We start from the raw sequence: 25282 nt of genomic DNA on the forward strand, positions 1-25282 counted from the left end.
GTTACTCATCTCCCCCACCACCAGCGATGAAGAGCGCACGATCTACATCTCGAAGTGAGAAACCGGTCCGCTGACTAAGTTCGTGACAACGCAAGCAATAATCTTCATAGTAGTTGCGGGTGGCGGCCTGTTTACGATTCCAGTAACCGAATTTTGCAAGGGCTCCCGTTGCTCGTGGGTCCATCACGGTGTAGCGCTGTGGGTTAGTGAACATCAGAATCGTGCCAGCGATAGAATCACCGACCCCAGATAATTCGCTCAGAGTCGCGATTGCGTCTTCCGCAGTGTCTGCTCGAAATGCTTTCTCAGTCACTGCAGAAATTTGGTCTTCCGGGTTTTCGCGGATCTTGCCAACAGCAATGGGGAATTTCCACAGTGCAATCGCTTCCAAGAGTCTCTTGTTTTTGATGTACCCGTGCTGGGAGATGTGATGAGGGACACGGTCTAACAACTGAACTTCTGCATCCCAAAACGTGGAGACGTCGAGTAATTCGGTGAGTTCTGGAGGGGCACGCTCGGCTGTGAGCTGCTCATATTTGTCTCTGTTTTCTTGGAACTGTTTTCGGAGGTCTGTATCAGGATACCTGGGTGATGGTTGAAACATCGTATATCGAATTATGCGGGGATGCGACATAAGTATTGTTACTAAATTAGTATCGTTAGTATATTTGCGCGCAGGTCAAAAAGTGAGATTGGGGCAGCTCAAATTGCTTTCAAGAACTATTTCAGAATACTACACGCTCTAATATACCTTCAATAGTTATTTTCCTCCTGCTGTTCTATCAGTAGCAAATGGATATCGCAGATCGGGTCCAAATTGTTCCGCTCGGATACGAATACGCGCGCGCGTGGGAACCAATCCAGCAGTATAAAGCAGATACTGTCGTGTTACTTCGCCACCGCTCAGACCAAGATTACGAGGCCGATTTTCAACGTGAGTTGGTCACAGAACTTCGTAGCAATGATCGGATAGCGCTTGAAACCCAGGAGTGCGATCTGTTTGACCTCAACAGTGCAGTGAGTGCATTCGTTGAAGCCATTGAGCGCCACTCAACCGATGAAGTCTTGGTGAATGTCGCAACAGGGAGCAAAATCACTGCAATCGCGGGTATGATGGCGTGTCAATCAACGTCAGCCACCCCATTTTATGTTACTCCTGAATTCCGAGCCGACGGTGAAACGCGCGAGCCACCATCGGAACCACTTGTCGACTCGGTAGGAGATATCTTTGATCTGCCAGTCTTCCAGCTACAAGCACCGACTTCTGATCAGATGCAAATTCTTGAATATCTCGCAGAGTGCGACGGTGCGACAAAGAAATCACTCATCCAGTACGGACGTGACCAGGGGCTCTCTTTTATCGTAAACTCCGAATCAAAGTCTGAGGAGGGCTTGTATCGACTCCTCAAAACACATATCATCGATCCGCTCAGCACTGATAACTATGTGACCGTCAAAAAGGATGGTCGGAAAAAGCGTGTCTACCTCACTGAGCGGGGACACGATGCTCTACGATTGTTCCCGCAGCCAGACAAGACCAAAGACTAGGTCGCTCTGTACCACAGCTTAAGCGAGAAAATAGCCGGTAAGCGATTGAGCGTCAGCGGGACGCAGCGGGGACGGGACTCGTCAAGTTGCTCTGTTGGATAGATGCTGTGTCACGGTCACAGCGGCTCACAGAGCGGTTCTATGCTGGAGATGGCGAACATAAGGACGACACGGAACTGCCGATACCAGCGAGCGCTTGCTTGGCAACGCCGTGCGAGCGCCTGGCTGTCGAATACGAGGTATCGGCCATCCACAAAGCAGAATATGCAATATTCCAGTGGGCACTCGAATCTTGAGTACTCGCCTTGCTTATCTGTAGATCTAGTAGGGATCTCGGTTAAGATGATAACGGATAGTACGCGTCCTCATTGGGACACCTCTTGCGTTATCCTCATCATCAGTAGTGGTGCCGGTCTCTACGGTACTTTCGGTTGATTGGCTACTATTAATTTGCGTCCGGTTAAGATCAAAGCTCGTTGGAGTTGCACTCCTTGAACGATCGTCACTTGCAGGTTCGATACCGTCTCCTGAACTATCGTTGAATTGGGACTTGTCGACTGCTGTCGCCGTATTTGAGCGACTTCGCTGTCCGGAGGTGTCCGCGGCTCGTGTCTCACGAACCGCGGGTTGCGGATTTCCCGAAGCGTCACCGCCTTCGTTGGCATCTTGCCCGTAGCCTTCGACCGCGAAGTCACCAGCTATGGTGCTTTTGTCACTATTTGTTTGGTCACCGCTGGTTTGCTTATCATCACCAGACAGCTCTTGGCCAGGATCGTCAAAGCCCAGACGGCTTTCCGGCGGAGTACTCTCTTCGGGACCAGTATCGCCCCCGAGACCATCCCGTGGAGAGTCGGTGAACTCGTCTGCCTCACCCGCTGTTTTGGTGTCTTCGTCGGGGGAATCAAGAATAATTTTCGTGCCAAGGACCCCAATGATGACGAGTGCACCGGCAAGTAACGGGGCCAATATGAGGCTGAAGCCCTCCAGTGCGAGCCCCCACGCAGTAGTCGAATCGATGGTCCACCCGGCCAATCCTAACGCGCAAAGATTGATAAACACAAACACCATCTTCCACATATTTTCACGAGTCGCTAGTGACGTCATTAGGCCCCACCTCCGGAGGTCACAGCACGTTTGTACTCACTAGTAGCCATCTGGTTGTGGGCGTCGAGTGCTAGCTCGTGACCAGCATAGACGGTAACTGACAGTGGATAGTTACTGGGGTAATTCTCAGTCCCCAATCCATCCATTAGAACCGCTCTAACGGGGTTATCGCGCTCACCTGTCTGATCGTATCCAAGGTCAAGGGCATTCATAATGGCATCTTCGACGATCTGAAGATCGCTGCCGTTAACGTCAATATCGGCAGCGTGAACGACAGCGTTGACACGCTGGATCTCGCCGTGGCTCACGTTGGAACTCAGGAGTCCACTTGCGGTATGACCGAGGGCGTGAAGTGCCTCACGGTGGCCGGTGACTGTATCTAGACCGGGGATGTCCCGGCCTTCTAGTTCGCTGAAGTCGTGCACCGCGTCGAATCCGGGTGTCCAGACGTATCCCTCGTAATCAGTCTTGAAATCCGCCAGGTCATAGTCTTCTTCTCCTTTCCAGAACTGTGTACGAGCTGGACGACGCTTGAGTTGGCGGAAAGCAAAAGAGCCGAGACACAGGATACGGTCTCGCTCTGTGTGGCCGAGATTGCTAAAGCGTGGTTCCGTGGCGACAGCACGTTCGACGGATATCGGATTTGCATCCTTTCGGATCGGCCAGTAGAAGTCTCTGATCTGACCGTAGTCAGGGTTGTTTTGAAGCGCCCAGTAATTGTATGTTAGGGGGATATTCTCTGTCCAGAGCGCCCACGCCGCATCGTCATCACGGATCCGCTGGCCAACCCGATCGGCGATCGCGTATGCGTCGTGGAACGTGTAACGCGCCGAACCGTCGTCGAACTGACCGAGGTGGACGTCATTGGCGACGCGTCCCATTTGCATTCCAAGGGTGAACCCAACCGATGCTTCTCCCTGGCCGATGTGGCCGAGTCGTGCGAGTTCATCACAGAGAATCGTGAGAGCGCCTCCCGTTCCGCCACCGAGCACGGCAGCAACTTCGACAACGGAACGGTCCCCTTCCGTTAGGGCCTCAAGAGCCCAAGCAAGGAAGTCGGGTTTCTCGAGGATGTTTTTGAGGCCTTTGTCGATGGCGTTGTTACCCGAGCCACCATCAGCGGTGTTGTCGTAGTGCTCGAGCATTGCTTGTACGAAATCGTGAGCATCGTTGGGTGCCTGTCGCTGAAGATCACTCCCGACATCCTCAGTGTCAGCAAACCGAAGGACAGGCTCGCGTTCGGCAATAGCAGAGAGATGCCAGCCATCAAGACGATTGAGCCCACCATCGACAAGGCCTTGATGATGGTCTATTGCGAAGTCAGTCGCGGTAATGATTCCTCCACCGCGACCACCAGTAAGAATACCGTGAGCTCCCGAATCCCTGCCACCCACACCGAAGTTGATGTCAGGACTGGGGAAGTCGACACCGTATTCTTCGGTCAGATGCTTGATGAAGGCTTCACGTGGCTTGAGGTTGTCATCGTAGTTTGTGAATGCGTCTTGAAACGCTTCAAAGAACTCGTCGAGCCGCTTTTCGATGAGCTCCTGCGAGCGAGCTGGTGACTCGCTTGTAGGTAGCGCGCTTGCTGTGCTATGGTGGCCTGAAGGTGGCCCGCTCGTGGGCATTTCATTCTCGTTTGCCGCCGAACTTTCGTCTTGGTTCATTTGTGACATTGCTGGGATGTTGCTCGTCGAGGGTTGTGGTGTCTGTACGGGTGACCGACTTCGTGATCAGTCGCGTTGCGGCGGGTTGCGGTGTGTTGCTACCACCTACATACCTGTGCAACCAGTAGAAGTATCAATTCTTTTACCAAGGGTGGAGAAAATACCGCAGTCTGTTTGGTTCGGTGGCGTCACAAATCAACTGATGCGTTCACTTAGTGTAGGGTATCACAACTCGTCGCAGTATGTTGGGCTCCCGGGGAGGACACTATACCTCAATAGCATACCTTTCACACCCCGCTTATCCCACGGTTCCAAATGGCCTTGCTAGGGGTGCTGGCTTTACTAGGGTGCTGAATTTCAGACCCCAGTGAAAGAGGCAGAGAACCATCAGAACACCACCCCTGTAAAAATGAATTATACACACACAGTATCAAGTGTCTGATTGAGATGGCTTCACCGCGTGCCAATGGGACGTTACGTGACGACATTTGGTCCTATGTCGTTGCTCGCAAGCCGCTACATCGTCCAGCCGGGACACTGGCTTCACGGGTAACGAGTGTTGATATAAAACTCGCGTATAGTCGGTCTACGGATCAGTTTGTCACATTCGTGTTACCAGATTGTAATGCGAATCCCGAGGGAATTCCGACGGTCCATAATACCTATTGTGAGTCTAATCTTACACAACAGGCCGCAAAATGTTATCTTGGTAACCAAAGCCAAGACAATATCGTCGTCTGGCTACCGCCCGATGTTTGGGACGATACATCCGGTGACTGGGTAGCCTCAGATTCGTGGCTAACCGAGGATCGGAGAAAACTCACTGCAGCACTTTCGGATATGAACTCAGTCTCAAATCTCTATCGGGCATCTACTGCGGATTCAATATGTGTTGCTGATGAAACGCTCACGTACTGTGGGCCAGATACCGACAGACCTGTTCCTGTCGATAGCTATGTGAATCTTAACGACACTGGACGTGAATTATATCAGGCCCTGGAGGGAGATGTGTCTCAGTTCGCCCGTGGTGCTAACGCACCGACGGCCGTCTGGACACCATCCTTAGTCCCGACCGGTAAAGTGGGACTTGCTCGATCGCTCACAGACCTTGTGGATGGCCTTGATAGTGTTCTTGTTCCTCGGTTTCGGAAGGTCCCAACAGTAACGAGTGTTATAGAGTTCCAGCGTCAACTCGAATCGCCGGTTGTACTAAAGGATCCCTTTGGGACGTGGGGGACTGGTGTCGTCGGAATCACCCCCAATGAAGATGTAGTCGCACAGATTCGGGAGCGTGAACGCGCAGTCGCAGCGCACCGCGATTGGACTGATTTTTCACTTTTGAGTAGTGATGACGAAACCTTCGCGTTTTCATCTCGTAATCAGCCAGTTTCTTACGGCATTGCTGAAGAAGCGCTGACGGGACAGGTATCCCGAGGGCCCCACCAGTACGAGATTGTTTCAGTGCCCCCAGAGATACATCCGCTTGACCGGCGGGCGCCCATCGATTTTGTCACGCTTGCGTTCGCTGAGCCGGATGGCACTGTGAGTACCCCTTCAACGATGGTTCGAATGACTGGAACGAGAAGCCTCAACGGGAACCCGCGCTCTCACAATATGACTGATGCAGGCATTACACAAGCTCTGAATACGGAACTAGAGGTGCCATACACCGAGCAAGACACATTCTCGTTTAACCTAGAAAGGTATCTTGAGGAACTTGCTGGGCGACACGTATCGGAGGCAGAAATAGAAGCCACGTTAGCAGATGCAGCGACTGTTGCGCTCGCTGCGCGAAATCTCAGCGCATTCCGTGCAGAGCATCAAATATCAACCAAAAATACAATCGTTACGAACCATTCCTAGACCTATGAGCGACACTGAGAACCTCGTTCCAGAGATGCCTGCTGAAGAGTCAGTTTCAGAAAAGGTACCACCCATCGGACGATTCCTCTTTGGATCCCGACAACGAATCTCTATCTTCCGTGATGTCCAAAAAGGCGTGAGTTACGCCGAACTCACCGACAGATATGGTGACTCCCTCACATCAGACACAATTAATTCGTTTCGGGAGAAAAGTCTCGTTGTAAAGACCAGCGACAACCGGGTCCGCTTGACGCCGTTGGGAGAATACATCTCTGCAAACTACGCTAATCTCATCCAGGATCTGCGACAAGTGAAACAGGTCGATGAGTTCTTTGCTGCAATCCCAGCTTATGCTTCTGATCTGCTGAACCCGGACGTAATCAAAGGTGGAGAGACATTATCCGGAAACTTGGTTGATAAGAATGCGGTAGTATATGACTATGTAAACAACATCCGTCAGGCAGACGAAATCAAAGAAATCGTCCCTAGACTCATCCGGGCCGGGCTATACGATACTGAAGGAAATTCGATTTATCGTCAGCGGATTATGGAAGACGGACTACAGTGCACGTTCATTCATACAGAAGACGTTGCGGAGGCGATCGCGAGTGCTGAACAACAGCGAGCAGAAGCTCAGGAACACCAGCAAACTCAGCGCGTATCGTACTGGAGGTATTCAGGCGAGTTCCCTTTCACATTGACAATATATGATGACGAGTTAATCACATTACTTGCAGACAATTCTGATGGTGTAAAAGTCCTCTTCCAAAATGACACTGAGGCCAGCCTTGAGTGGGCGAACGATATTTTCGAGACATATAAAGCGAAATCTAAGCAGTTTTCATACTAATACCGCGGTAAACCGTTTTGGGGGGTCAAGCCGCGAGGTATTCGCCTCAAACCATCTGTAAGCCCCAATACTCGGGACTCCAAGGCTATTAGACAGTGAAAAATGTGAAGTATTAACAAAGAGAGGATGTAGTTCGTCTTCGTCACTGCCGGGCGTGCTCCCAAGTATAGCTGCTTATATCCACCTCTTCCAGGTCAAACCTGTGCTCAGGTGGTGCGTTGTCATTGTGGAACTCCGCAGCGTACTGCTTAGGCGGCTGGAAGGTTTTTCTCTGTATCAACGGTTGGTCGCAGTCTGGGCAGTACTCCTTAATCACACGCTGGGCGTAGCGTCCGTCGATCAACAGGTCTATTTTCGGTGTAACATCCACCAAGTACTCTTTTTGACATCTGACACAGTTGTCCTCCAGTATAGCCAGTGCGTTCGGGTCCACAACAATTTCAACACGCTCCTTAACGACGTCGCGGACAAAGTCCGGAGGCTTCACGTACTCAAAGTCTGCTGCGTGGTCTGTAATCCACTCTATCTCACGGGCCTGAATCTTCACCACTCGTCCATCCTTGGTGTGGACTGAAAAATGGAACGTGTAGTTGGACTCCGGTAGGGCGTACACCCATATATCCTCCGCACCAGATGCCAGATACCCCACTTTATCACCGTTCGCCTTCTTCAAAAACTCACCCAGTTCTTTTAGAATCAAAGTGATTCACCGTTCACATACTAATTAGTTAGATGACTTCGATTTTGCGTATACTTTGGTCATAGTAGCGTTTGCAACTGATTGCTCAACCGCCCGACTGTCCAGCGTCAGAAGATATCGGCGTTCGGGTGTCAATATCGCTGCTATGTTGGCAACGAAAAGACATTTGCGGTTGTTCTTGGACTGCGACACAGAGGATCACAAGTGTAGCTTGAGGATACCGGGCTACGGTGTGATATCTGCTTGAGCACGCTCGCAAGGTCCTTTTAGCCGTATTCGCGAACAGATAATGAGCCCCAGTATCGGCGGCCCAGGAGGAAGCAGGTCTCACAGAGATCTGAGTATAGCTCTGAGGGCCTCGAAAATCTGGCCATCTTCGCGGAGCTCATCGACTTTCTGCTGCACCTCTTCGGGGACTTTCCCTCGCTCAATCAGTTGGTCAATCACCTCCGCAGCTTCTGCCTCACCGAACTGTGAATCTGGCATCACTCAGAGAGTTTACAGTCGTTTATTTGAAATTTGGGGGGTATTATCAGACCTGAGTGTGAGGCCAAGACGGAGAAAAAGCAGATCTCTCACGCTGACGCACCTCTCGAATCAGGGCGGTGGTGACCACGAACGCGACGCTCATCGGGTGTCATCACTCTTTGATCGACACCTTGGTGTCCGCTGTAACTCTGTCGTCCGGTTGGCCGAGTGGACTGAGTGCCGTGATGTGCTTGTGAGTGATATCGTGCCACGTGATCTTGGCGGTAAATTAGACCGCTCCGGTCCGCCAGTAGTCCCATACCGCCGTCGAGACAATGACCAGGCCCGGAGACGACGTGCCGGTAGGCTCCCGAACCGATTGGTCTTGACACTTCAAACACAATAAAGAAGCAAGTATTTCCAGTAAATGGAATAATATGTTAATTCAGAATAATTTGTGAATATGGGGCTATTCAGTAGCGGGCCAAGCTTTTCCGACCACACGGATCGGCTCTTAGACATTGTCGCGGACAGTTCCAACGATGCGAAGCGACGGGATGCGCTGGACAAATTAGCACGTCAGGAGGACGGCGATACGGCGCTGGCGTATTGTGTTGTGGACAAATCTCTCCACGGAGGAGATCATTTCATCCGTGAAGAAGCGATTGAGAAGATGGAATATATGCGAGCCGAAGAGGAGCTAGATAAGTTGCTTGATGACAATATCGACGATCGGTATAAACTTGCAGCAATTGAGGCACTCGGCTCAATCGGGGCTGATGGGAAGTTGGGCGAGATTGCTCATCACTTCGACGGCAAAAACGAGAAGTTGAGTCGCAAAGCCTTCCAGTACCTCTAGCGACCCCCCTGCCATCCATCCAGCGGTCATTTTTTCCAACGATAAATCTAGTCTGGTAATTAAGTTGAAAATATGGATGAGGTTTTTCCCAATCTCTATGTTGGAACATTGAGTGATGCGGGTGACCGCTCTCTGCTTCAAGAGCATAGTGTTGACAGAGTTGTTTCGTTGACGTACGGGGACCCTGAGTCTGGGTTCCCTGACTTTGTTTCAGTTTTTCAGTGTGCGATGATGGATGGGCCTCGAAACGACGTCGACGTGTTCCGAGAAGCGGTTGACCACGTTGTGTCTGGCCTAGAGTCTGGCGAGACTGTGTTGGTGCATTGTAGTCGTGGTGCTTCTCGTAGTGTTTGTGTTGCTGGTACAGCCGCTGCTATTCATACGGAGATTCAGGTGGAGACTGCTCTGTTGCGGGTTGTTGAGTGTAGGGATGGTAGCGAGCCCCATAACGAGCTCATCCAGAATGCTGTGCAGACCCATCAGGAGTTAGCTGAAAGTAGACGGTCTACCCTCGAAGATTGAACGTCGTCACTGTGAACGAGTAGAGTAGGGAGGTAGAGTAGGGCAGTTCACGGTTTTCGATGTTGTTGAGTGAGCACATATCGTCGAAACAACGATACCGACAGCGCGACAGTAAATAGATAGCTCTTATGAGTTCCCATCCCCCAGCAGTTGACGCCGTATCCGGAACACCACGAATCGTCCACATTAGCGACCTTCACGGATATCTTACGGACGCTCGCAGTGCCCTCACAACAATCGGTGAAACCGATCAGTACCCTCCGCTTGTAACGAGTGACAACGATGGGCAACTCCACTGGGCAGGGAACGAGTATGTCCTCATCGTTAACGGCGACGTCGTAGACCGAGGGCCAGCAAGCAAGGAGTGTTTGCAACTCGTGTGGCGACTCCAACGCGAGGCACCACCGGGACGTGTTCGCTATCACCTCGGAAACCATGAGTTAGCGATCTTACTCCCGACGTTCGTCCATTGGCCACGGGCTTATTCAACCACTCTCAGCGACGAGGAACAGCGGGCGTTCCTCACTCGTGTGGCTGAGGGGGATGTGACAGTAGCGTATGAAGGCTATGAGTACACATACAGCCACGCCGGTCGCAACAAAGCGTTCCAAGCCGCTGACGTCAACGCCCAGGCCCAAGCTGCTGCGAGCGAACTCTTAGCCGAGGGGTTCGGCCAAGCAACACAAAAGCGGATTGCGTCGCATTACGGCACAGTCTGTCAACTCGGTCGCAACGGCGGTCGAGGAGCCGACGCCGGTCTCTGCTGGATGGACTTCGCGCATCTTGAGCCATCAGCTCCGCCACAGGTCGTCGGCCACTCAAAACGCTTGAAGCCAGTTCGGAAAGGGAACGTCGTCTGCGGGAACGTAATCCGTGCGAATAATGGCACTCCTGGCGGCGAAGGAGTCTTAATCGAAGAGCCAACAGGGCTTACAGCGATTCGACGTTCGCCTGACGGCGGAGTACGCGTGACACAGAATGTTTGAGTAGTGAGTCGGTAATGGGCTCTTCTATAGATCAGCAAGGTGAGTGCCTCATAGCTTGACCTCAAGACGGTTTACTCGTCACGGATAAGATATATCCGAAACGCCGCTATCTACAGGCGGAGCAGGCCGAGTGCCTCGGGGCTTGACCCCGAGGGTGAAGGCCGTACGCTCCGCCAGAAACTGACTGTCGATCAATCAGCGCGACACGTTCACCCAGAGGTGAACTTCACGGTATGCTGAGTCGACCGAGGGCTTCTGGGGTGGTGCACCCCGATAGAGCAGGTATGTGAGCCGAAGTCGCTCGCCGGTCATTGTCGGCGACACAGTATGGGGCTGGTGCCACGTTTCGTTTGCCCCAACGGTTGGCTCGAACCGGTTTAGGGATTCACGTTCGAGGACAGTCGTTGAGTTATTCGCAATATTCACCCGTTGGAGTTCAACCACCACTGTATACTGTACCTGCTCGTGTTCGTGGTTGCCGACACCGACAACGAGCGATCGTGGTTCGCCTACGGTGAAGTTCGTCGGATACCCATCGGCAACCAACTCTCCCTCATCGTTCTCAGTGAGGAGGTACAGTTCGCTGAAACTCTCTCCGTCTTGGGGAACAGCAACCGCATAGCCAACGCTACTGACGGCCAAGAGTAGACTCACTACTAACAACACATTGAGGGCAGCATCCCCACGAGTATCCGGCGCAAGCAGTTCGCTTCGGGCGTCGGCGATCCACTCGTGATATGGGACCTGAAACTGTTCTTCGGAAGGGAGCTCCCAGCGGCGCTGTGCTGCGGTCGCTGTCATAAGCACGGTAAATCCACTGACAGCGACCATTATCGGAGTGAGCCGAATCCCGAAGGGAGTGAAATTCAAGACGAGGCCAAGCAGCGGGACGACAGCGATACTTAGCCCAAACGAGAGGGCGACACGTTCGATGCCATCAATCCCACTTCGATCCGCTGAGGCATCTGCCGTGTCGTTATCAGTGTCGTGCTCTGGAGACGTCCCCGCTTCGGGGAAGAGTGCAGCGATCAACGCGTATCCAGGGATGAACAGAACCAACGGCAGTCCGACCACAACGCGAATCGGGGTTTGGCGGATTACAGGCGCAAAGACTGCGATATTCGATATAAGGACCCAACTCAGCACAGCAGTCAGATCGGCAGGTAATGCGCGGAGTTGTCGAGGAAAGAGAAGTCGCCAATCCTGCCCGGATGCCATACTGGAACGCAGCCATCCGGGATAAAAAATCAGTCGGTCTCTGTTGTTTCAGCATCTTCGAGGCGTGGCATTCTACAAGGGACGACTTACTTGCCGAGCCTCCACCCGTGGAGCTGCTTTTCGACTTCGTCACTACTGGTCGCATCCACGGCTACTGCAACGAGGTCGTCGTGATGCTGTTCGATGACATCCGTTAGCTGACGAGCAGTTCTGAGTTTGTATCGGACCTCTGGATCATCGACTTCCGCTGTCGCGTCCGCAAGGAGGGCGTCGATTGTATCGACGGGTGTGTCCGCCATATCGAGACCTAGAGTTCTCCGTAAAATAGGATTGGGAAAACGCGCTCATTCGTGAGTGAGCACACACAGTGCTGCGGTCTGCAGGAAGCCCTGTCTTGGCGTATGCCAGTTAGGCGTCGCGAACACTCGGTGGCAAGAACTGCGGCTCGTCACTCCCACCGTCATCGTACCATCGGTGTTCGGTTAAGCCCGAGCCAACGGTTTTGGAGGGTTTGAGCATCGGTCGATTCCGCCGTCGACGCCCGGGTCAGGCAATCTCGGACCCCATAGAATATTACTGGGAGTGTTAACCGAACACGGATGGTCATCGTACCACAGGACGTCGTCGCCTACTTCATAGTTCGCCGGCAGATCGCTTGTGGTGAGCGCCGCACAGAGGTATTCCTCACCGGGATACGGCAGATTCTGGGCTACGAGGACCAACCAGAACCGAGGATTCGACTCACCTAGGAATTGATCGGGAGCCCAAAAGACATTGCCCTTCCGATATGGCTCACTCACGGCCTTCACGAGGGTCGACTGCGTGTGCCTGCCACTCGTCGTACGCTATCGGCTCATCTTCGTAGCTCGCGGCGACGTCGTCTGCGTGAGCTGCAGTTGCATCCAGACTTCGGACGTGGTCGCTCACTCGCCAGTAGATCCCTTTGTGATCAACACGGCCAGCGTCTCGCAGGCGATTGAGCGTCGGCCCGACTGATCCTTTGTTGACCCTGGTTGCTTCTGCGATCTCACTCTGGGTGAATGCCTCCTCAGCGTGTGCCTCGAGGATTGACAGGATCTCGTGAGCGTTCGTCTCCGGCGTCGGACCGTCATCCATCTTCGTCATCGATTCGAACTGGTCAGCGCTAATTCACGCACTCGAGTGCTCGGCTGTGGCCGTCATCGTCGGCACCCTCACTACAAGGGTAGTTCCATCAGCTCCCGATTCGGGAATCGAAAATGAACCACCCGCATAGGTCACGACCCACTGAATCATCCACAGACCCATATGACTGCCGTGTGTCAACTGTGTTTCGCCCTCCTCAAGAGCGGTGATTTCTTCGCTGGGGATGCCAGGTCCATCGTCTTCGATTTTGATCGTGAGTTGTCCATCCTCAGCGTGTTCAAGCTGGATCGACACAGTTGGAGCGGGACCGTCGTGATGTTGCAGTGCATTCTGGATTGCTTCTCTGAGCGCTCGATCGATGCCCGCCTGCACGCGGTGCGTATCCGAATTGTGGTATGTGAGCGAGATTGTCGCGTTGGGGTATTGCTCGCGTGCAGCCGTCGCGATCTCCCGCAGTCGCGGCTCGAGTTCCACGCCCTGAGTATCTGCCGCTGCCGCGCGCAACGCTCCTTCGGCTCGCTGGGCACTGCTAACTACTGTTAGTGTTTCATCAACTGCCCGCTGGATCGGTGTAAAGAGCTCACTCTCGCCGGTGACATGCTCTTGAAGCAGTTCGAGATAACCTGTGATGATGTTTATCTGTGTGCGGAAGTTGTGCCGCAACACACGATTCAACACGGTGAGCTGTTGCTCTCTGATTTTGCGCTCTGTAATATCGGTCTGGAACCCGACGAAGTGGCTGGCGTTTCCTGACTCTCCAACAGGCGCAATATCGACTTTATTCCAGAACAGCTGACCATCTCGTCGGTAGTTCCGGATATCAACGGATGCCTGCTGTTGCTCATCGATAGCTGTGCGCAGCCGTTGGCGAGGTTCTGGGGCCGTTTGTTCGCCCTGTAACAATCGACAGTCGCAGCCACGGACTTCTGAGCTGTCGTAGCCAGTTAGTGTTTGGAACCGCTCGTTGGCGAAAATCAGCCGATTATCGTCGCCATCCGAGTCTGCAAGTACGATTCCAATCGGTGCCTCATTGATAGCTCGCTCTTTCAACCGCAGATCCCGCCACGTGAGCCACAGCAGCAGATAGATAAACACGGCCATCACGAGGATCCCGAGCAAGGCGGTGACGCTCTGGATAAAAGTGAGGTGCGGGCCAGTTACTTGAGCCGGAAGCACTACGTGTTCGATAAAGAGGACAACAAACCCGACGAGTAGATACATCACTCCGATCTGGAGTGGTGTGAATGACCGAACCGATAGTGTTCGCATATTCATCTATTCCCTCTGAGAGTTGTTGAGAGAATTTCAGGAGGTCAGCCAAAGGTTTTTCCACACTCTCCCGGTGGACGGGTTTGAGTGACGCATCGGTGGGGAGTTCGTGTTTGAGGGCGGCCCAGAGGTTGTGAAGTACCTCGGGGTCAAGCCCCGAGGCACTCGCCTTGCTCATTTGTAGAACAACTGTGCAGCACCGAAGTAGATCGCTCGAGCCAACCGGTTCGAGGAGTGGCACTGCCCCTGAAAGGTATGTTTGAGCCGGCGTATGGCCGTCTCAATCTTCCACCGGTGTCAGTACTGGTGGCCAAGCCCCACTTTCACGCTTAGACACTAGTGCCGCTTCAAGCGTGATTTGCTGGATATAGCTGACGGAGTTTGATTCTGGCGTCGGCAGTAGTAAACTGCCAGTTGATGGTCGATTCGTCCTCGTTGCGAGTACGTTCCCACGCGGCGACCTCCGCACGGAGGGTCGCCGCGTCAGGGATACGTCGATCAAGACACTCGGTGGCAAGTGCGCTGAACTCTATTTCTGCTATGTTGAGCCAACTTCCGTGCTTGGGTGTGAAGTGGAACTCCAACTTTTTGAGGAGGCGATGTGCTTCCTCTGGTGGGAGAAACTCGTAGAATGCGTAGGCTTTGTGGGCGCTGAGATTATCGAGCACCACCCGGATGCAGTCGGCATCCGGGTAGTGCTCATCGACGAGCGTCTGCATTTGCTGGACGAACTCACGTTTCCGACGGCGTTTCGTTACCTCGACGTGTCGCCACCCAGTGAGTGGTTCGCTCATTATGAAGAGATTCCGCGTTCCGTTGCGTTTGTACGTGTAATCGTACCGAGCGACCGCTCCCGGGCGGGCCGGGAGCGGGTCGCGGACGTGCTTGTGTAACTCCTTGTTGCTCTCGTCGAAGCAGATGACAGGACGCGCTGGGTCGTACGGTTCGTGGTAGAGATCCAGAACGTCCTCCATTCGGTGGACGAAAGCGGCGTTGTGTTCGGGTTTGATCACCCACGCTTCTGATCGATGAGGGTGCAACCGTGTTTTTTTAGCACCTGTCGCACGGTTTCGTGAGAGATCGACTCAACGTCGATCTCGTTGAGAGCAACGAGCTGGTCGGCGAGGAGATGGAGCGACCAGCGAGAATGTCCTTCCGGCGGTTCGCTGCACGCTAATGCGATGAGGTGGGCTTCAGCTCGTCCATCGAGTTTGCGCTCGTAGACGCGGTCGGCCTCGCGGCGATTAATCGCCGCAAGGCCGTCCTCAGCGTACCGTTTGCGGATGCGACCGACCGTTCCGGGATGACAGCCGACGGCTTGACCGACCTGCTCGTCGGTCAAGCCGTCATCCGCATGCAAGAGACAGCGTACACGCGTGAGAACACGCGTTTTGTACATTCCTGCGGAGAGCATCGCTTCGAGTTCGGCGCGTTCGTCAGCGGACAGATCGACAACGTACTTCTGGGTTCGCGGCATAATGGACTTCAGAACACGTCTGAATACAGTATAGAGGTGCTCTGAGTAGATAAATCTAGCAGTTCAAGCTTGAAGCGGCACTAGGAAGTATATTGATGGAGTTCCTTGATTACCGATGGAAGATCAACTGCCCACCACGAACTGACCTAGGATGAATTTGAAATAGCCAATTAAAACTCACATATGCCCGAAACATCGATTCAGCGGCCGAATACAGCCCCACGGTGGCCAGCCTATATTATGTTTTGTGGATTGATTTGTATCTTACTAGGAATTGCTGGTCCCTTTATGGCCCCTCAACATCCGTTAATAGTCGACGCTTCGAGCGTAATTGGGTATATTGGGTTGTTTCTGGTACTGACTGGGTTTCTTATCCACATCTCCATCGACTAGTCTGGGAAAGAGGAAAATAGCGGACGCAGAGAACCAACAGCACTCAACAGAGCCTATGTATTAGGTGACCCCCCACGACCTGGAGGCCGTGACATCCGCCCACCGGATGATTGGCCTGCCAAGGCAGGTCGTCCCGGTTCCAACCCGCACTCAGAGAGAACCGGCGAGACACCGGGGTAGTCTCTCTTTCGCTCTCGCTATAGGACAGTGGCCTGGTCACGCAGGCCCCGTCGGAATCGGTGTCACTGCCGTGTGATGAACAGACTGAGTTCGCCACTACTTCTTGTCTGTTGGGGACTGACTTTTCACAGATTCCGTAGCAGTTTCCAGTACGTTGAGCTACAACAAAAACGTTCGATTGGTCATCCAGACTGGCCTCAATACGGTGGTTTTCTTCGCCAGAGTGTCCGCTCAACCTCCGCCTGTTCGCTCCTCGGTTCCGACTGGAGTCGGAACACTCGTCACTCACGGGAAAGCAGGGGTATGCGCTCGTATCTCTATCACTATCTCAATTTCGTGCAGTCGTAGTCGAAGGTGACTTTGCTTGAACCGCATACACACTTGACGTACGATCTATGCGAGTCATCATAGTTGGCGCGGGACGCGTCGGTCGTAGCCTCGCCGAACAACTGGTGGACCGGGGCGAAAGTGTCGTTATTATCGATACCGACCAGCGAGCCGTTGAAACAGCACGGGGTGCTGGGTTCACTACCCATCACGGTGATGGAACTGATACGAGTGTCCTTCAGAGTGCTGGAATTGAGAATGCTAAAACTGTCGCCGCAACGACGGCCAACGACGATGTGAACTTGCTCATCGCGCAGCTCACAAACTCTAAATTCGATGTCGAGACTATCATTGCTCGCGTGAATACGCCAGATAATGTCGAAGCGTTCGAGGAGCTTGGCGTCCGCGCAATCTCGGCGAGCGATGCGATCGCTCAGGAGATGGATAACGCGATTGAGCGACCTGCACTATCGGAATGGATGACTGATCTCGGCCGGGATAAAGACGTTCAGGAGATCGAAGTTACGGCGGAGTGGTTGATTGGGAAATCAATCCGTGAACTTGATGAGTGCCTTCCGGATGGTGTCCTGGTCGCGCTCGTCAGCTGTGATGGTGATGCACAGATTCCCAAACCAGATCTGACGCTGCAGCACGGTACCCGCCTAACATTCGTTGGTCAACGGGATACTGTTCGCAGCGCGATTGCACAGTGCCACCCTCAGTGAGCGTTCGCTGAGGATGGAAACACAACGAGGAGTCTCCTTTTTCGCTTTACTGGACCCCTCGATAGAGGATGTACACGACGAACACCCCGAGATATGCAATCGCAAGCGTCTCGGTGACGAGAGACCGATTCAGAACGATAATCAAACCAATAATGAGGGGACCAAGCAACAGCAGCGAATCGAAGATGCGGTCATCGGCACCAGCTTCGAACACAGAGGAAAGAACCGGAAGACTGTCCAGTTTCATTGGTAGAGTCCTCCGCGCTTGAAGATTGTTCGGAGCATCACGAGTACGGGAATGATCTCGAGCCGCCCGATCCACATATGGAAGAGAAACACGATCTTTCCAATCGTCGGGAGTGACTCAGGCCCCGTAATTCCCGACGAGAGACCCACGTTCCCCTGTGCGCTAGCTACCTCGAACACGACGTTGGCGAGTGAATACTCTCCTGACGGGAGCGTGAGAAGTAGTATGAAGGTACCGACGACCAGGAAGGTAATCCAAAGGACGACGATGATTGCTGCCTCCATAAATTCGCGGCTCGCTTCATCCTCATTCAGTCGCCGGCCGTTAATTTGCAGTCGGCGCACGGCAGTCTCGGGGTAGAAGACATCCGCAATCTGATACCGAATTCCCTTCGCGAGCGTCAGTCCACGAATGAGTTTGATGCCGCCGGCAGTTGATCCAGCAGCACCACCAACAAACATCCCGAATGTGACCGTCAATTGAGCGTACGAGGGCCACCGGCCAAGTGCAACATTGGTCGAATCGACAGCCGTCTGGAATCCGGTACAGGTGGCAGCCGAGACGAACTGGAACAGGCCATAGCGCAAAGCAGCGAAGGGTGTCCCATAGGGACCAGCGTAGTAGAGGAAGCCCCACAACAACGCCGACCCAATACTCATATAACCAAATACCCACCGCGTCTGAAGATCCGAATAGAAGTTTCGGAGATCTCCTCGGAGGATGAGATAATGTACCGGAAACGCGATGCTGCCCAGCAGCATAACCGGAATCAACACGAAGTCGATCAGGGCGCTATCGTAGGTCGCAATCGAGTTGTCTGTAATTGAGAACCCACCGGTTGCGAGGCCGGTCATCCCGTGATTGATCGCTCCCCAGATCGGCATCCCCGCGAGCCACAGCGCGAGGATAGAAACGAACGTGAACAGAATGAAAATCCACCAGATCGTCCTAACCGTCGAGACAATGCTTGGGTGAATCTTCTCCGAGCGAGCCTCGCTTTCATAAAGCGTCAGTGACCCGCTCCCAGGGCGTGAGAGAATCGCTGTCGTCAAAACGATTACTCCGACCCCACCGACCCATTCGGTGAACGTCCGCCACCACTGGAGTGTGCGTGGGAGCACTTCCTCATTGTCGGTCATCGTGAGTCCTGTACCCGTGAAGCCACTCATACTCTCGAAGACGGCGTTGAGCGGCTCGGTAAACGCTGCCAGAGTCGCTGTCTGAGCGGGTGTTGTAAATCCTGATACGCCGAGTTGGACGCTCCAGGCAATCAACAGGAATGGCAACGAGCCGAAGAGGCCAACGGAAAACCATCCTAACGCGGCGACAATCATCCCGTGGAACCGGCTCGGTGCTTCAGCGTCCTTGAATCGTCGAAAGAGCAGCCAGCCAATTCCTAACGGAATGATAGCGGAGACCAGCAATGCCGGGAGCGCATAGTACTCTCCCCAGAGGAGAGGTACAGCGAGCGAGACTAGCATCAGCCCGCCAAGCGCTTCCAAGATACGACCGATATCTCGGCCGACAGTTGCAATGGCTCCGTTCATTCGTTCTCCGTATTTGCGATCAGAGTTGCCGAGATGTTCTCGGAATTCGACATTGTCAGCCTACTGGGAGTGATCTTCATAGTGTCCAAAGATGTCCGTAATCTCTGGATCAGCACCGACACCAGAGTACACTGTCAGCAGGTCGCCTTTCTTGATGGTTGTATTCCCGCGAGGAGTGATCGGGTGATCATCGCCTTCACGTTCGATCGCAACAACGAGCATCTCGGCAGTAATCAGTCCCTCCTGTGTAGCTTCTTGGAGCGTCTTCCCTGCGATAGGTGCCTCTTCGGTGACCTCGATTTCGAACACCTCTGCATTTTCACCAATACGCATATAATCGACAATTGCCGGCCGCGCTACAGCCCGGTAGAGATACTCAGCAATGAGCTGTTGAGGATTTTCCATTGTGTTGACACCAATCTGTTTGAACAACCCCATATGCTCCGGGTTGTGGACGACCGAGAGGATCGCAGGAATTTCGAACTCTTTTGCGAGCAGGCAGGTCATCACGTTAGTTGCATCTTGATCAGTCGTCGAGATGAGTGCGTCAGCCCGCTCAGCACCAGCATCCTCTAGCGTTTCTTTTGTTGTGGCGTCAGCATTCAATACCAAGCAATCAAACTGATCTGCAGCCTGATTCGCGCGCTTTTCATCGCGCTCGATAGCGACGACTTCGTTTCCAAACTGCGTCGCAATATCAATAAGCGGTGTGCCAATATCTCCGGCGCCGATGACGATGATGTACATAGTGGTTAGACCTCCAATCTCCGCATCAGTGCTTCACGAATTGACATCGGAGATTCCTCCTCTCCGCGTGCCATCACGACCGTTTGCGATAGTTCTGCGCCGATTTTCTCCGGGAGCGATCCAAATACAGCCTGCGAAACCGTCCCCGAACGTGTCGCACCGACGCAGACCGTGTCGTATTCCTGAGCGACCTCGATAATAGCCTGTTCGGTATCTTCGGCAACTTCCACTTTGGTATCGTACGACATATATTCAATTCCGGCGCGTTCAGCTAACTCGGCAATCACTGCTTCACCACGCTCAGTTGGCGAGAGGTCTTCATCACTGTCGTTCTCGGGAGATTGCACATTAAGCAGCGTCAACGAGGCATCATCAGCTGCAGAGACGAATTCGGCAGCACGCCGGGCTGCGACCGGCGCGTGTGGGCCCTCGCCAGCGAGCGCAATAATATCCCCTTCTCCGCGCCCACCTTCGGATCCGAGCTTTACCAGCGTCGCATCACACGGGGCACGTCCAATGACAGGATCGATTGTCGATCCGAGGACGTGTTCACGCCGACTTCGCGTCCCTTGCCAGCCAAGAAGGACGTGATCGGCGTTTTCTTCTTCAATCACATCCAGAATGACGGACCCAGCACTTCGCCCCGCAATTGCCCGGGTTCGGAGCCCGATATCGAGTTCAGATGCGATATCGCGGGCAGAATCAAGCAATGCCTGCTGTCGCTCAACCCGTTCCTCCTCGAATGTTAGATCCTGAGAGAGCGACGTCTGGGGTGGAACCTCAATGACGTTCACGGCGATTACCTCGGCGCGTTCGTCTTCGTGAGCGTGTGCGCTCGCTGCTGCCATTTTGAGGAGATCGCGTTCGGTCTCCGGATTCGCGACCGGGACGACGACGCGATAGCGACCTTCGCCGCCTTCCATTGCTTCTGGTTCAGGAGCAATTGCTTCACCGACCAAGCTCGCACTGAGTGCCCGATTGCGTGCATATCCGAAATACCAGAGCACACCGAAGACGACGATAACAGTACCGATAGCCTGGACAATAAAGTTCATTTGTACCAGAATCACAAGACAGGACACGAATCCCAGAATTGGCACAATAGGATACAGACCTATCGGGATCTTGAACGACGGATCGTACGCATCTGGGTTTGCCCGGCGCAACACGACGACAGCAACGTGGACGAGGGCGTACGTCACGAGGTACATAAAACTCGCCACCTCGGCGAGTGTTCCGACCCCAACGCCGACCGCGATCAGGACGAGCGTGATAATTCCCGTAACCGTAATCGCCCGGTACGGTGTCCGGAACCGTTCGTGAACCTCGTTGAGCCAGTTGACGAGGATCCGATCACGACCCATCGCGAAGTTGACTCGAGCAGCTGAAAGAATGCTGGCATTCGCACTCGAAACCGTCGCAAGCACAGCTCCGACGATCATTACCAGCGCTCCGATTGCCCCCATAAATTCGGTCGCAACGTCGGCAACCGGAATCTGGGATGTCGCAAGAGCTTCAATCGAAAGCGTCCCCGTCGAAACGAACATCACGCCCACGTACATCAGCGTCGGCGTTACCACGGCTGCGATCATCGCGAGCGGAAGGTTTCGGCTCGGGTTTTTGATCTCCTCGGCACTCGTCGCAATGACCTCGAAGCCGATGAACGAAACATAGACTGTTCCGATCGTCGCTGCAACTGCGGGCCACCCATTAGGGTTGAATTCACCGAGCGTCGGCCCACTGATGATACCCAGAGCGAGGAAGGCGAGAATAAGTCCAACAAGCGATAGGACGATGACGTTCTGGAGCGCACCGGTTTCTTTGACGCCATAGTAGTTGACGCCAGTCAGCAACGCTGCCATTACGAGTGCCGCGACAGTAATGCCGATCTGCCCCCAGCCAGCAAGGAACCCAATGTACTGGCCGAGTCCCGGCAGAAGGTATTGGCCGAAGCCAATCATATAGAATGCTGAAGCGAACGTCAGCCCAGCCCACATCCCCCAGCCGACGATACTTCCGAAGAATGGGCCGAGCGCTCGATTGACGTAGTAGTAACTGCCGCCTGCTTTCGGCATTCCGGTCGCCAATTCCGAGAGGGAGAGAGCCGCTAACAACGACACCAACCCTCCACCGAAGAAGGAGACCATACTAGCGGGACCGGCCTGCTCGGCAGCGATGCTCGGGAGAACGAAAATCCCTGCACCAATCATTGTCCCGAGACCGATCGTGTAGGCCTCGAGGAAGCCGAGATCACGGGCGAGTTCTTGCTCGGTCTCACTCATACGATACCACCAGTGTTACGCGCGTCGCTACGTGTATGCATATTCAAATTAGCTCTCCGATCATTTGTTTTCGGTCTCTTCTGGGAGTGCAATAACGGGCAGATCTGCCTCCGTGATCAGTTTGAGCGCCGTGTCACCGGACAAGAACTGGACGAGACGGTTTCCACCACGAGGACGAAACGCGATAGCGCTGGCATCCACATCCGCTGCGACGTCGAGGATCGCAGCAACGACATCTCGACGGTATGCAGTTTCGGTGTCAATCTCCGGGATGGTTCCACGAAACGCACCATATGCCTCCGAAGCCCGTTGTTCAGCCTGTTCGAGAGGGAGCTTGTCGGGAACTCCTTCTCCTTTCTCGATTACGTGGACGACGGTTACGTGGCCATAGTCATAGTCATCGAGTATCTGGGCCGTTTCACGTGCATCCTCTTCGTCTACAACCGGGACGAGAAGACGCTTTGTCAGTGACTTTGTCATCGCTTACTCCTCCGTCTCAGACTGGGAGATGTGCTTATTGCCACAATGAGGGCAAACAGATGCATTTTTATCCAGGTGGGCCCCGCAGGAATCACAGCGAATTTGTTCCGAATTATGGACATCTCCGAGGTACGCCCAGTGCAGTGATTCTGTTCCATCTGGCTGCGGTTCTCGGTGGACGTGGTATAGTGAGACAATATCCGTGTTAACTCCAGGACCATCCGGATTCGGCGGATGCTTACGCACGAGTGCGTACACTCCATAGTTCTCAATTTGGAGGACCTCTCCAGCCGCGGTCGCCTCAATTTCCTCTTCGATGGGGACACGAAGCGCGTCAATACGGCGTTCAACGTACGAGAGAACGGCTTTCAGCTCAGGGAGTTCTAACGAGTCGATCCGTTGGATTAGCGCCTCAGGTAAGGTATCCGGTACCTCTGGTTCATCGTGCGGATCACTCATACTTACATCACCATTGTTCAAAAGCAGCCTGGTGCTTGTCTAGTGCACGACGCAAACCATATGAGTACTGCCATAAGTACGGTTTAGACGTACTTTCGGTTAAGGAAGCAAGTTGGCGGATGGTTCTGTGCCTCGGACTAGCCCGTGTACCGATCTCAATTGACGTTGCAGCAAGCGTGAACTGTGAGACCATATTGGTTGCCATACTACGATAAGATAAATATTCTCCGCTTTTACAAACGATTCAGTAGGTGAAGCGGAGAAATATTTCTATTCGTTCTTCTAGTGTGTTACGGATTCTATCGCGGGTATAGCGGACTTCTGGCTATCAAAATCTTGCTAGAATCGGAAACTGTGCCAGAAATTAATCAGACACCAAACGGTAATTTAAAAGACGATACGGACCTAATCCTGGAGTATAAATATGTCTCTTCAGATCGATACCGTCGACGAACGAATTCTGTATTATCTGTCGCAGGAGGCCCGCCACACATCTGCACCTGATATCGCGGAGAAAGTCGATGTTTCAGCGCCGACTGTGCGGAATCGAATTCGTCGTCTCGAAGAAGCGGGCGTAATCCAAGGATATCATACCGATATTAATTATCAGAAGGTTGGAGGACGGCTCACAAACCATTACGTCTGCAGTACGGGATCTCGTGACCGGGAGGAGATGGCACAACGAGTCCTCGATGTACCAGGCGTGATAAATATCCGAGAGATTATGTCTGGCAAAGGGGATCTCCGGATTACAGTTGTTGGGACAGATACCGACGATCTCACGCGAATTGCACAAGAAATTACATCACTTGGTATCGAGATTGACGACGAGGATCTAATCCACCGAGAGTATTTTCGCCCCTATTCTCCCTTCGGCCCTCGTGATGAAGAGTTGGCATCACCAGTCACTGGTGTTGCAGGGCTTGCTGGCGATGCAGATGTCATTGAAGTTATTGTCAGAAAAGAAGCGCCAATTGCGGAAAAGACGCTCCAAGAAGCGAACGAAGAGGGACTCATTCCTTCAGATGTGTTGGTCGTCAGAATCAATCGTGATGAAGGAACTATTACGCCAACAGGACAGACCGTGATTAAAGAGAACGATTTTGTTACAATCCACTCCCGGTCCGGGGTTACTGAAGAGACGTTGACTACGTTCACTGGCCAGTGATCCGTTACAGTGGTAGCGAGGCGAAAGCCCATCCCTTCACAGTAGATGCCGAAGTTCGGAAGGGAATCACTCGGTGACCTCCTCCACGTCCTTCAGGCCGTGGCATCCGGCCACTGGATGACCGGCCTGCCGAAGCAGGACGTGACGGTTCCAACCCGCACTCAGAGGGAACCAGCAGCAGACCGGCGAAACTCTCGTTTTCTCTCTCGCTGTAGGGCTGTGGCCCGGTCACGCAGGTCCCATCGGAATCGATGTCATTGCCGTGTGACGAACAGACCGCGTTCGTCACCGCCCCTTGTCTGTTGGGGACCAGCGTCTCACCGATTCCGTAGCAGTTTCCGGTATGGTGGGCCACGGCAAAACTTTCGGTCGGTCACCCAGTCCGACCACAGTCCGGTGGTTTTTCCCACAGAGTGTCCGCTTGGTCCCCGCCTGTTCACTCCTTGGTTCCGACTCGGCGTCGGAACACTCTCGCCTCGCGGAAAGGGCGGGGTTTTCGCCTCGAATAGCAGATAAGTGAGGTAACGCTTGGAGAAACAAATGATTCAACTCTTGCGATAGTTTACCTGTCTTAAGGGAAAGGTAATATGGAACCTTCGTCATCTCGTACTGCCCGAATTGCGGGTGCTCTAGAGAGAGGCCTCAAAAGATCCGTCTTCATCGGTATCCGAGGGATGCTTATGGCCGGGACAGTGGCGGTTGGCTACCTATTCATCGGCAGTGTGCTCACTGTCATAAATAGCCCGCTGGCACCAGATGCCTTTTTATCTATCGAGAGTGATCCATATTTTTATCTCTCAGCAGCTATCGTCTCGATATTCATCGTCCAAGCGACCGGCTCGCTGATCTTGTATAAATTCCTCACCGGTATCGAGGACCAGCGGTCTCAGTTCGTTATTTTAATGAGTTATATCGGATTGGGTTCTGGAGGGGCAGCCCTCCGGTTTACTCTCCCACAGTCGATCGAGTTTATCCTCCACCTTCTGTGACCAGCAAGAGTGTTTCTAGTCAACTACCACGGGCGCAGTGGACCGTGTTATAGGCTGAACAGGCGCAATACCACGGCGTTCA

26 protein-coding genes and 2 pseudogenes are annotated in these 25282 nt (G+C 53.4%); 10 read left to right on the forward strand and 18 right to left on the reverse strand.

The window, feature by feature from the left end; genetic code table 11:
- Position 1: 1 nt before the first annotated feature.
- Complete coding sequence (locus tag NO362_RS14075; protein ID WP_256546696.1) at positions 2–604, reverse strand: hypothetical protein; 603 nt, start codon at positions 602–604, stop codon at positions 2–4.
- A 188-nt stretch (positions 605–792) separates the two neighbouring features.
- Between NO362_RS14075 and NO362_RS14080 the strand changes: the two genes are divergently transcribed.
- Positions 793–1548, forward strand: a complete 756-nt coding sequence (locus NO362_RS14080) for an HFX_2341 family transcriptional regulator domain-containing protein (RefSeq protein ID WP_256546697.1) — start codon at positions 793–795, stop codon at positions 1546–1548.
- A 116-nt stretch (positions 1549–1664) separates the two neighbouring features.
- Here the strand turns inward: NO362_RS14080 and NO362_RS14085 are convergent.
- From NO362_RS14085 to NO362_RS14095, 3 genes and pseudogenes are all read right to left on the reverse strand, one after another.
- Positions 1665–1813 (reverse strand): annotated as a pseudogene (locus NO362_RS14085) (IS5/IS1182 family transposase); the annotation flags it as partial.
- A gap of 56 nt (positions 1814–1869) precedes the next feature.
- The gene (locus tag NO362_RS14090; RefSeq protein WP_256546698.1) at positions 1870–2652 is read right to left on the reverse strand and encodes a hypothetical protein; all 783 of its coding nucleotides are present in this window, start codon (positions 2650–2652) and stop codon (positions 1870–1872) included.
- Positions 2652–4328, reverse strand: coding sequence for a hypothetical protein (locus tag NO362_RS14095; RefSeq protein ID WP_256546699.1), 1677 nt, complete (start codon positions 4326–4328; stop codon positions 2652–2654). Before NO362_RS14095 ends, NO362_RS14090 begins: the two co-directional genes overlap by 1 nt.
- A 438-nt stretch (positions 4329–4766) precedes the next feature.
- On the opposite strand from NO362_RS14095, the gene NO362_RS14100 reads away from it, so the two are divergent.
- Together NO362_RS14100 and NO362_RS14105 are read left to right on the forward strand one after the other, a co-directional pair.
- A complete protein-coding gene (locus NO362_RS14100) occupies positions 4767–6182 on the forward strand; it encodes a hypothetical protein (protein ID WP_256546700.1) in 1416 nt (471 codons plus the stop codon).
- Positions 6183–6186: 4 nt separating this feature from the next.
- Positions 6187–7032 (forward strand): transcriptional regulator FilR1 domain-containing protein, encoded by an 846-nt coding sequence (locus NO362_RS14105; protein WP_256546701.1) that lies wholly within the window; start codon positions 6187–6189, stop codon positions 7030–7032.
- Positions 7033–7174: 142 nt separating this feature from the next.
- Here NO362_RS14105 and NO362_RS14110 read toward each other — a convergent pair whose 3' ends face one another.
- Both NO362_RS14110 and NO362_RS14115 read right to left on the reverse strand, forming a co-directional pair.
- A complete protein-coding gene (locus NO362_RS14110; RefSeq protein WP_256546702.1) occupies positions 7175–7705 on the reverse strand; it encodes a hypothetical protein in 531 nt (176 codons plus the stop codon).
- Positions 7706–8059: 354 nt separating this feature from the next.
- Positions 8060–8218 carry a hypothetical protein gene (locus NO362_RS14115; protein WP_256546703.1) on the reverse strand — a complete coding sequence of 53 codons (159 nt, stop codon included), beginning with the start codon at positions 8216–8218 and terminating at the stop codon, positions 8060–8062.
- A gap of 445 nt (positions 8219–8663) precedes the next feature.
- Here NO362_RS14115 and NO362_RS14120 point away from each other — a divergent pair, with 445 nt between their 5' ends.
- The 3 genes from NO362_RS14120 to NO362_RS14130 all read left to right on the forward strand — a co-directional run bounded on the left by NO362_RS14120 (position 8664) and on the right by NO362_RS14130 (position 10567).
- Positions 8664–9059, forward strand: a complete 396-nt coding sequence (locus tag NO362_RS14120; protein ID WP_256546704.1) for a HEAT repeat domain-containing protein — start codon at positions 8664–8666, stop codon at positions 9057–9059.
- A 72-nt stretch (positions 9060–9131) separates the two neighbouring features.
- Positions 9132–9581 carry a dual specificity protein phosphatase family protein gene (locus NO362_RS14125; RefSeq protein WP_256546705.1) on the forward strand — a complete coding sequence of 150 codons (450 nt, stop codon included), beginning with the start codon at positions 9132–9134 and terminating at the stop codon, positions 9579–9581.
- Positions 9582–9709: 128 nt separating this feature from the next.
- Positions 9710–10567, forward strand: coding sequence for a metallophosphoesterase (locus NO362_RS14130; protein WP_256546706.1), 858 nt, complete (start codon positions 9710–9712; stop codon positions 10565–10567).
- 195 nt (positions 10568–10762) lie between these two features.
- Here the strand turns inward: NO362_RS14130 and NO362_RS14135 are convergent, their stop codons facing one another.
- Entirely contained in the window at positions 10763–11785 is a 1023-nt protein-coding gene (locus tag NO362_RS14135; protein WP_256546707.1) for a DUF1616 domain-containing protein, read from the reverse strand.
- An 86-nt stretch (positions 11786–11871) separates the two neighbouring features.
- The gene (locus tag NO362_RS14140) at positions 11872–12084 is read right to left on the reverse strand and encodes a hypothetical protein (protein ID WP_256546708.1); all 213 of its coding nucleotides are present in this window, start codon (positions 12082–12084) and stop codon (positions 11872–11874) included.
- A gap of 300 nt (positions 12085–12384) precedes the next feature.
- Here NO362_RS14140 and NO362_RS14145 point away from each other — a divergent pair, with 300 nt between their 5' ends.
- Positions 12385–12534 (forward strand): hypothetical protein, encoded by a 150-nt coding sequence (locus NO362_RS14145; RefSeq protein ID WP_256546709.1) that lies wholly within the window; start codon positions 12385–12387, stop codon positions 12532–12534.
- 43 nt (positions 12535–12577) lie between these two features.
- On the opposite strand, the gene NO362_RS14150 is transcribed toward NO362_RS14145, so the two are convergent.
- The 4 genes from NO362_RS14150 to NO362_RS14165 all read right to left on the reverse strand — a co-directional run bounded on the left by NO362_RS14150 (position 12578) and on the right by NO362_RS14165 (position 15656).
- A complete protein-coding gene (locus NO362_RS14150; protein WP_256546710.1) occupies positions 12578–12910 on the reverse strand; it encodes a winged helix-turn-helix domain-containing protein in 333 nt (110 codons plus the stop codon).
- Between the two features lie 24 nt (positions 12911–12934).
- Positions 12935–14131 carry a PAS domain-containing protein gene (locus NO362_RS14155; protein WP_256546711.1) on the reverse strand — a complete coding sequence of 399 codons (1197 nt, stop codon included), beginning with the start codon at positions 14129–14131 and terminating at the stop codon, positions 12935–12937.
- A 395-nt stretch (positions 14132–14526) separates the two neighbouring features.
- Positions 14527–15192, reverse strand: a complete 666-nt coding sequence (locus tag NO362_RS14160) for an IS630 family transposase (protein ID WP_256546712.1) — start codon at positions 15190–15192, stop codon at positions 14527–14529.
- The gene (locus NO362_RS14165; protein WP_256546713.1) at positions 15189–15656 is read right to left on the reverse strand and encodes a helix-turn-helix domain-containing protein; all 468 of its coding nucleotides are present in this window, start codon (positions 15654–15656) and stop codon (positions 15189–15191) included. The genes NO362_RS14160 and NO362_RS14165 overlap by 4 nt, the downstream gene beginning before the upstream one ends.
- 953 nt (positions 15657–16609) lie before the next feature.
- Between NO362_RS14165 and NO362_RS14170 the strand changes: the two are divergent.
- Positions 16610–17281, forward strand: a pseudogene (locus tag NO362_RS14170) (potassium channel family protein); the annotation flags it as partial.
- Between the two features lie 46 nt (positions 17282–17327).
- On the opposite strand, the gene NO362_RS14175 reads toward NO362_RS14170, so the two are convergent.
- From NO362_RS14175 to NO362_RS14200, 6 genes are read right to left on the reverse strand one after another with little or no spacing between them, the layout of a single operon-like run.
- Entirely contained in the window at positions 17328–17528 is a 201-nt protein-coding gene (locus tag NO362_RS14175) for a hypothetical protein (protein WP_256290690.1), read from the reverse strand.
- A complete protein-coding gene (locus tag NO362_RS14180) occupies positions 17525–19075 on the reverse strand; it encodes a TrkH family potassium uptake protein (protein WP_256546714.1) in 1551 nt (516 codons plus the stop codon). Before NO362_RS14180 ends, NO362_RS14175 begins: the two co-directional genes overlap by 4 nt.
- Positions 19076–19135: 60 nt before the next feature.
- Positions 19136–19822 (reverse strand): potassium channel family protein, encoded by a 687-nt coding sequence (locus NO362_RS14185; RefSeq protein ID WP_256546715.1) that lies wholly within the window; start codon positions 19820–19822, stop codon positions 19136–19138.
- A 5-nt stretch (positions 19823–19827) separates the two neighbouring features.
- The gene (locus NO362_RS14190) at positions 19828–22104 is read right to left on the reverse strand and encodes an amino acid permease (protein ID WP_256290694.1); all 2277 of its coding nucleotides are present in this window, start codon (positions 22102–22104) and stop codon (positions 19828–19830) included.
- 60 nt (positions 22105–22164) lie between these two features.
- Complete coding sequence (locus tag NO362_RS14195) at positions 22165–22584, reverse strand: universal stress protein (protein ID WP_256290696.1); 420 nt, start codon at positions 22582–22584, stop codon at positions 22165–22167.
- Between the two features lie 3 nt (positions 22585–22587).
- A complete protein-coding gene (locus NO362_RS14200) occupies positions 22588–23043 on the reverse strand; it encodes a zinc ribbon domain-containing protein (protein ID WP_256546716.1) in 456 nt (151 codons plus the stop codon).
- Between the two features lie 424 nt (positions 23044–23467).
- On the opposite strand from NO362_RS14200, the gene NO362_RS14205 reads away from it, so the two are divergent.
- Both NO362_RS14205 and NO362_RS14210 read left to right on the forward strand, forming a co-directional pair.
- On the forward strand, positions 23468–24211 hold the full coding sequence (locus tag NO362_RS14205; RefSeq protein WP_256546717.1) for an Lrp/AsnC family transcriptional regulator: 744 nt from the start codon (positions 23468–23470) through the stop codon (positions 24209–24211).
- A 680-nt stretch (positions 24212–24891) separates the two neighbouring features.
- Positions 24892–25200: a hypothetical protein gene (locus NO362_RS14210; RefSeq protein ID WP_256546718.1), complete on the forward strand. Its 309-nt coding sequence runs from the start codon at positions 24892–24894 to the stop codon at positions 25198–25200.
- The last annotated feature ends 82 nt before the right edge of the window (positions 25201–25282 follow it).

Source organism: Halobellus inordinatus (assembly GCF_024498335.1).
Lineage (GTDB): Archaea > Halobacteriota > Halobacteria > Halobacteriales > Haloferacaceae > Haloquadratum > Haloquadratum inordinatus.

Coding starts and splice junctions, on each gene's coding strand:
- NO362_RS14075 (WP_256546696.1), bottom strand. CDS start 604: ATGTTTCAACCATCACCCAGGTATCCTGATACAGACCTCCGAAAACAG.
- NO362_RS14080 (WP_256546697.1), top strand. CDS start 793: ATGGATATCGCAGATCGGGTCCAAATTGTTCCGCTCGGATACGAATAC.
- NO362_RS14090 (WP_256546698.1), bottom strand. CDS start 2,652: ATGACGTCACTAGCGACTCGTGAAAATATGTGGAAGATGGTGTTTGTG.
- NO362_RS14095 (WP_256546699.1), bottom strand. CDS start 4,328: ATGTCACAAATGAACCAAGACGAAAGTTCGGCGGCAAACGAGAATGAA.
- NO362_RS14100 (WP_256546700.1), top strand. CDS start 4,767: ATGGCTTCACCGCGTGCCAATGGGACGTTACGTGACGACATTTGGTCC.
- NO362_RS14105 (WP_256546701.1), top strand. CDS start 6,187: ATGAGCGACACTGAGAACCTCGTTCCAGAGATGCCTGCTGAAGAGTCA.
- NO362_RS14115 (WP_256546703.1), bottom strand. CDS start 8,218: ATGCCAGATTCACAGTTCGGTGAGGCAGAAGCTGCGGAGGTGATTGAC.
- NO362_RS14120 (WP_256546704.1), top strand. CDS start 8,664: ATGGGGCTATTCAGTAGCGGGCCAAGCTTTTCCGACCACACGGATCGG.
- NO362_RS14125 (WP_256546705.1), top strand. CDS start 9,132: ATGGATGAGGTTTTTCCCAATCTCTATGTTGGAACATTGAGTGATGCG.
- NO362_RS14130 (WP_256546706.1), top strand. CDS start 9,710: ATGAGTTCCCATCCCCCAGCAGTTGACGCCGTATCCGGAACACCACGA.
- NO362_RS14135 (WP_256546707.1), bottom strand. CDS start 11,785: ATGGCATCCGGGCAGGATTGGCGACTTCTCTTTCCTCGACAACTCCGC.
- NO362_RS14140 (WP_256546708.1), bottom strand. CDS start 12,084: ATGGCGGACACACCCGTCGATACAATCGACGCCCTCCTTGCGGACGCG.
- NO362_RS14145 (WP_256546709.1), top strand. CDS start 12,385: ATGGTCATCGTACCACAGGACGTCGTCGCCTACTTCATAGTTCGCCGG.
- NO362_RS14150 (WP_256546710.1), bottom strand. CDS start 12,910: ATGACGAAGATGGATGACGGTCCGACGCCGGAGACGAACGCTCACGAG.
- NO362_RS14155 (WP_256546711.1), bottom strand. CDS start 14,131: ATGTATCTACTCGTCGGGTTTGTTGTCCTCTTTATCGAACACGTAGTG.
- NO362_RS14165 (WP_256546713.1), bottom strand. CDS start 15,656: ATGCCGCGAACCCAGAAGTACGTTGTCGATCTGTCCGCTGACGAACGC.
- NO362_RS14175 (WP_256290690.1), bottom strand. CDS start 17,528: ATGAAACTGGACAGTCTTCCGGTTCTTTCCTCTGTGTTCGAAGCTGGT.
- NO362_RS14180 (WP_256546714.1), bottom strand. CDS start 19,075: ATGAACGGAGCCATTGCAACTGTCGGCCGAGATATCGGTCGTATCTTG.
- NO362_RS14185 (WP_256546715.1), bottom strand. CDS start 19,822: ATGTACATCATCGTCATCGGCGCCGGAGATATTGGCACACCGCTTATT.
- NO362_RS14190 (WP_256290694.1), bottom strand. CDS start 22,104: ATGAGTGAGACCGAGCAAGAACTCGCCCGTGATCTCGGCTTCCTCGAG.
- NO362_RS14195 (WP_256290696.1), bottom strand. CDS start 22,584: ATGACAAAGTCACTGACAAAGCGTCTTCTCGTCCCGGTTGTAGACGAA.
- NO362_RS14200 (WP_256546716.1), bottom strand. CDS start 23,043: ATGAGTGATCCGCACGATGAACCAGAGGTACCGGATACCTTACCTGAG.
- NO362_RS14205 (WP_256546717.1), top strand. CDS start 23,468: ATGTCTCTTCAGATCGATACCGTCGACGAACGAATTCTGTATTATCTG.
- NO362_RS14210 (WP_256546718.1), top strand. CDS start 24,892: ATGGCCGGGACAGTGGCGGTTGGCTACCTATTCATCGGCAGTGTGCTC.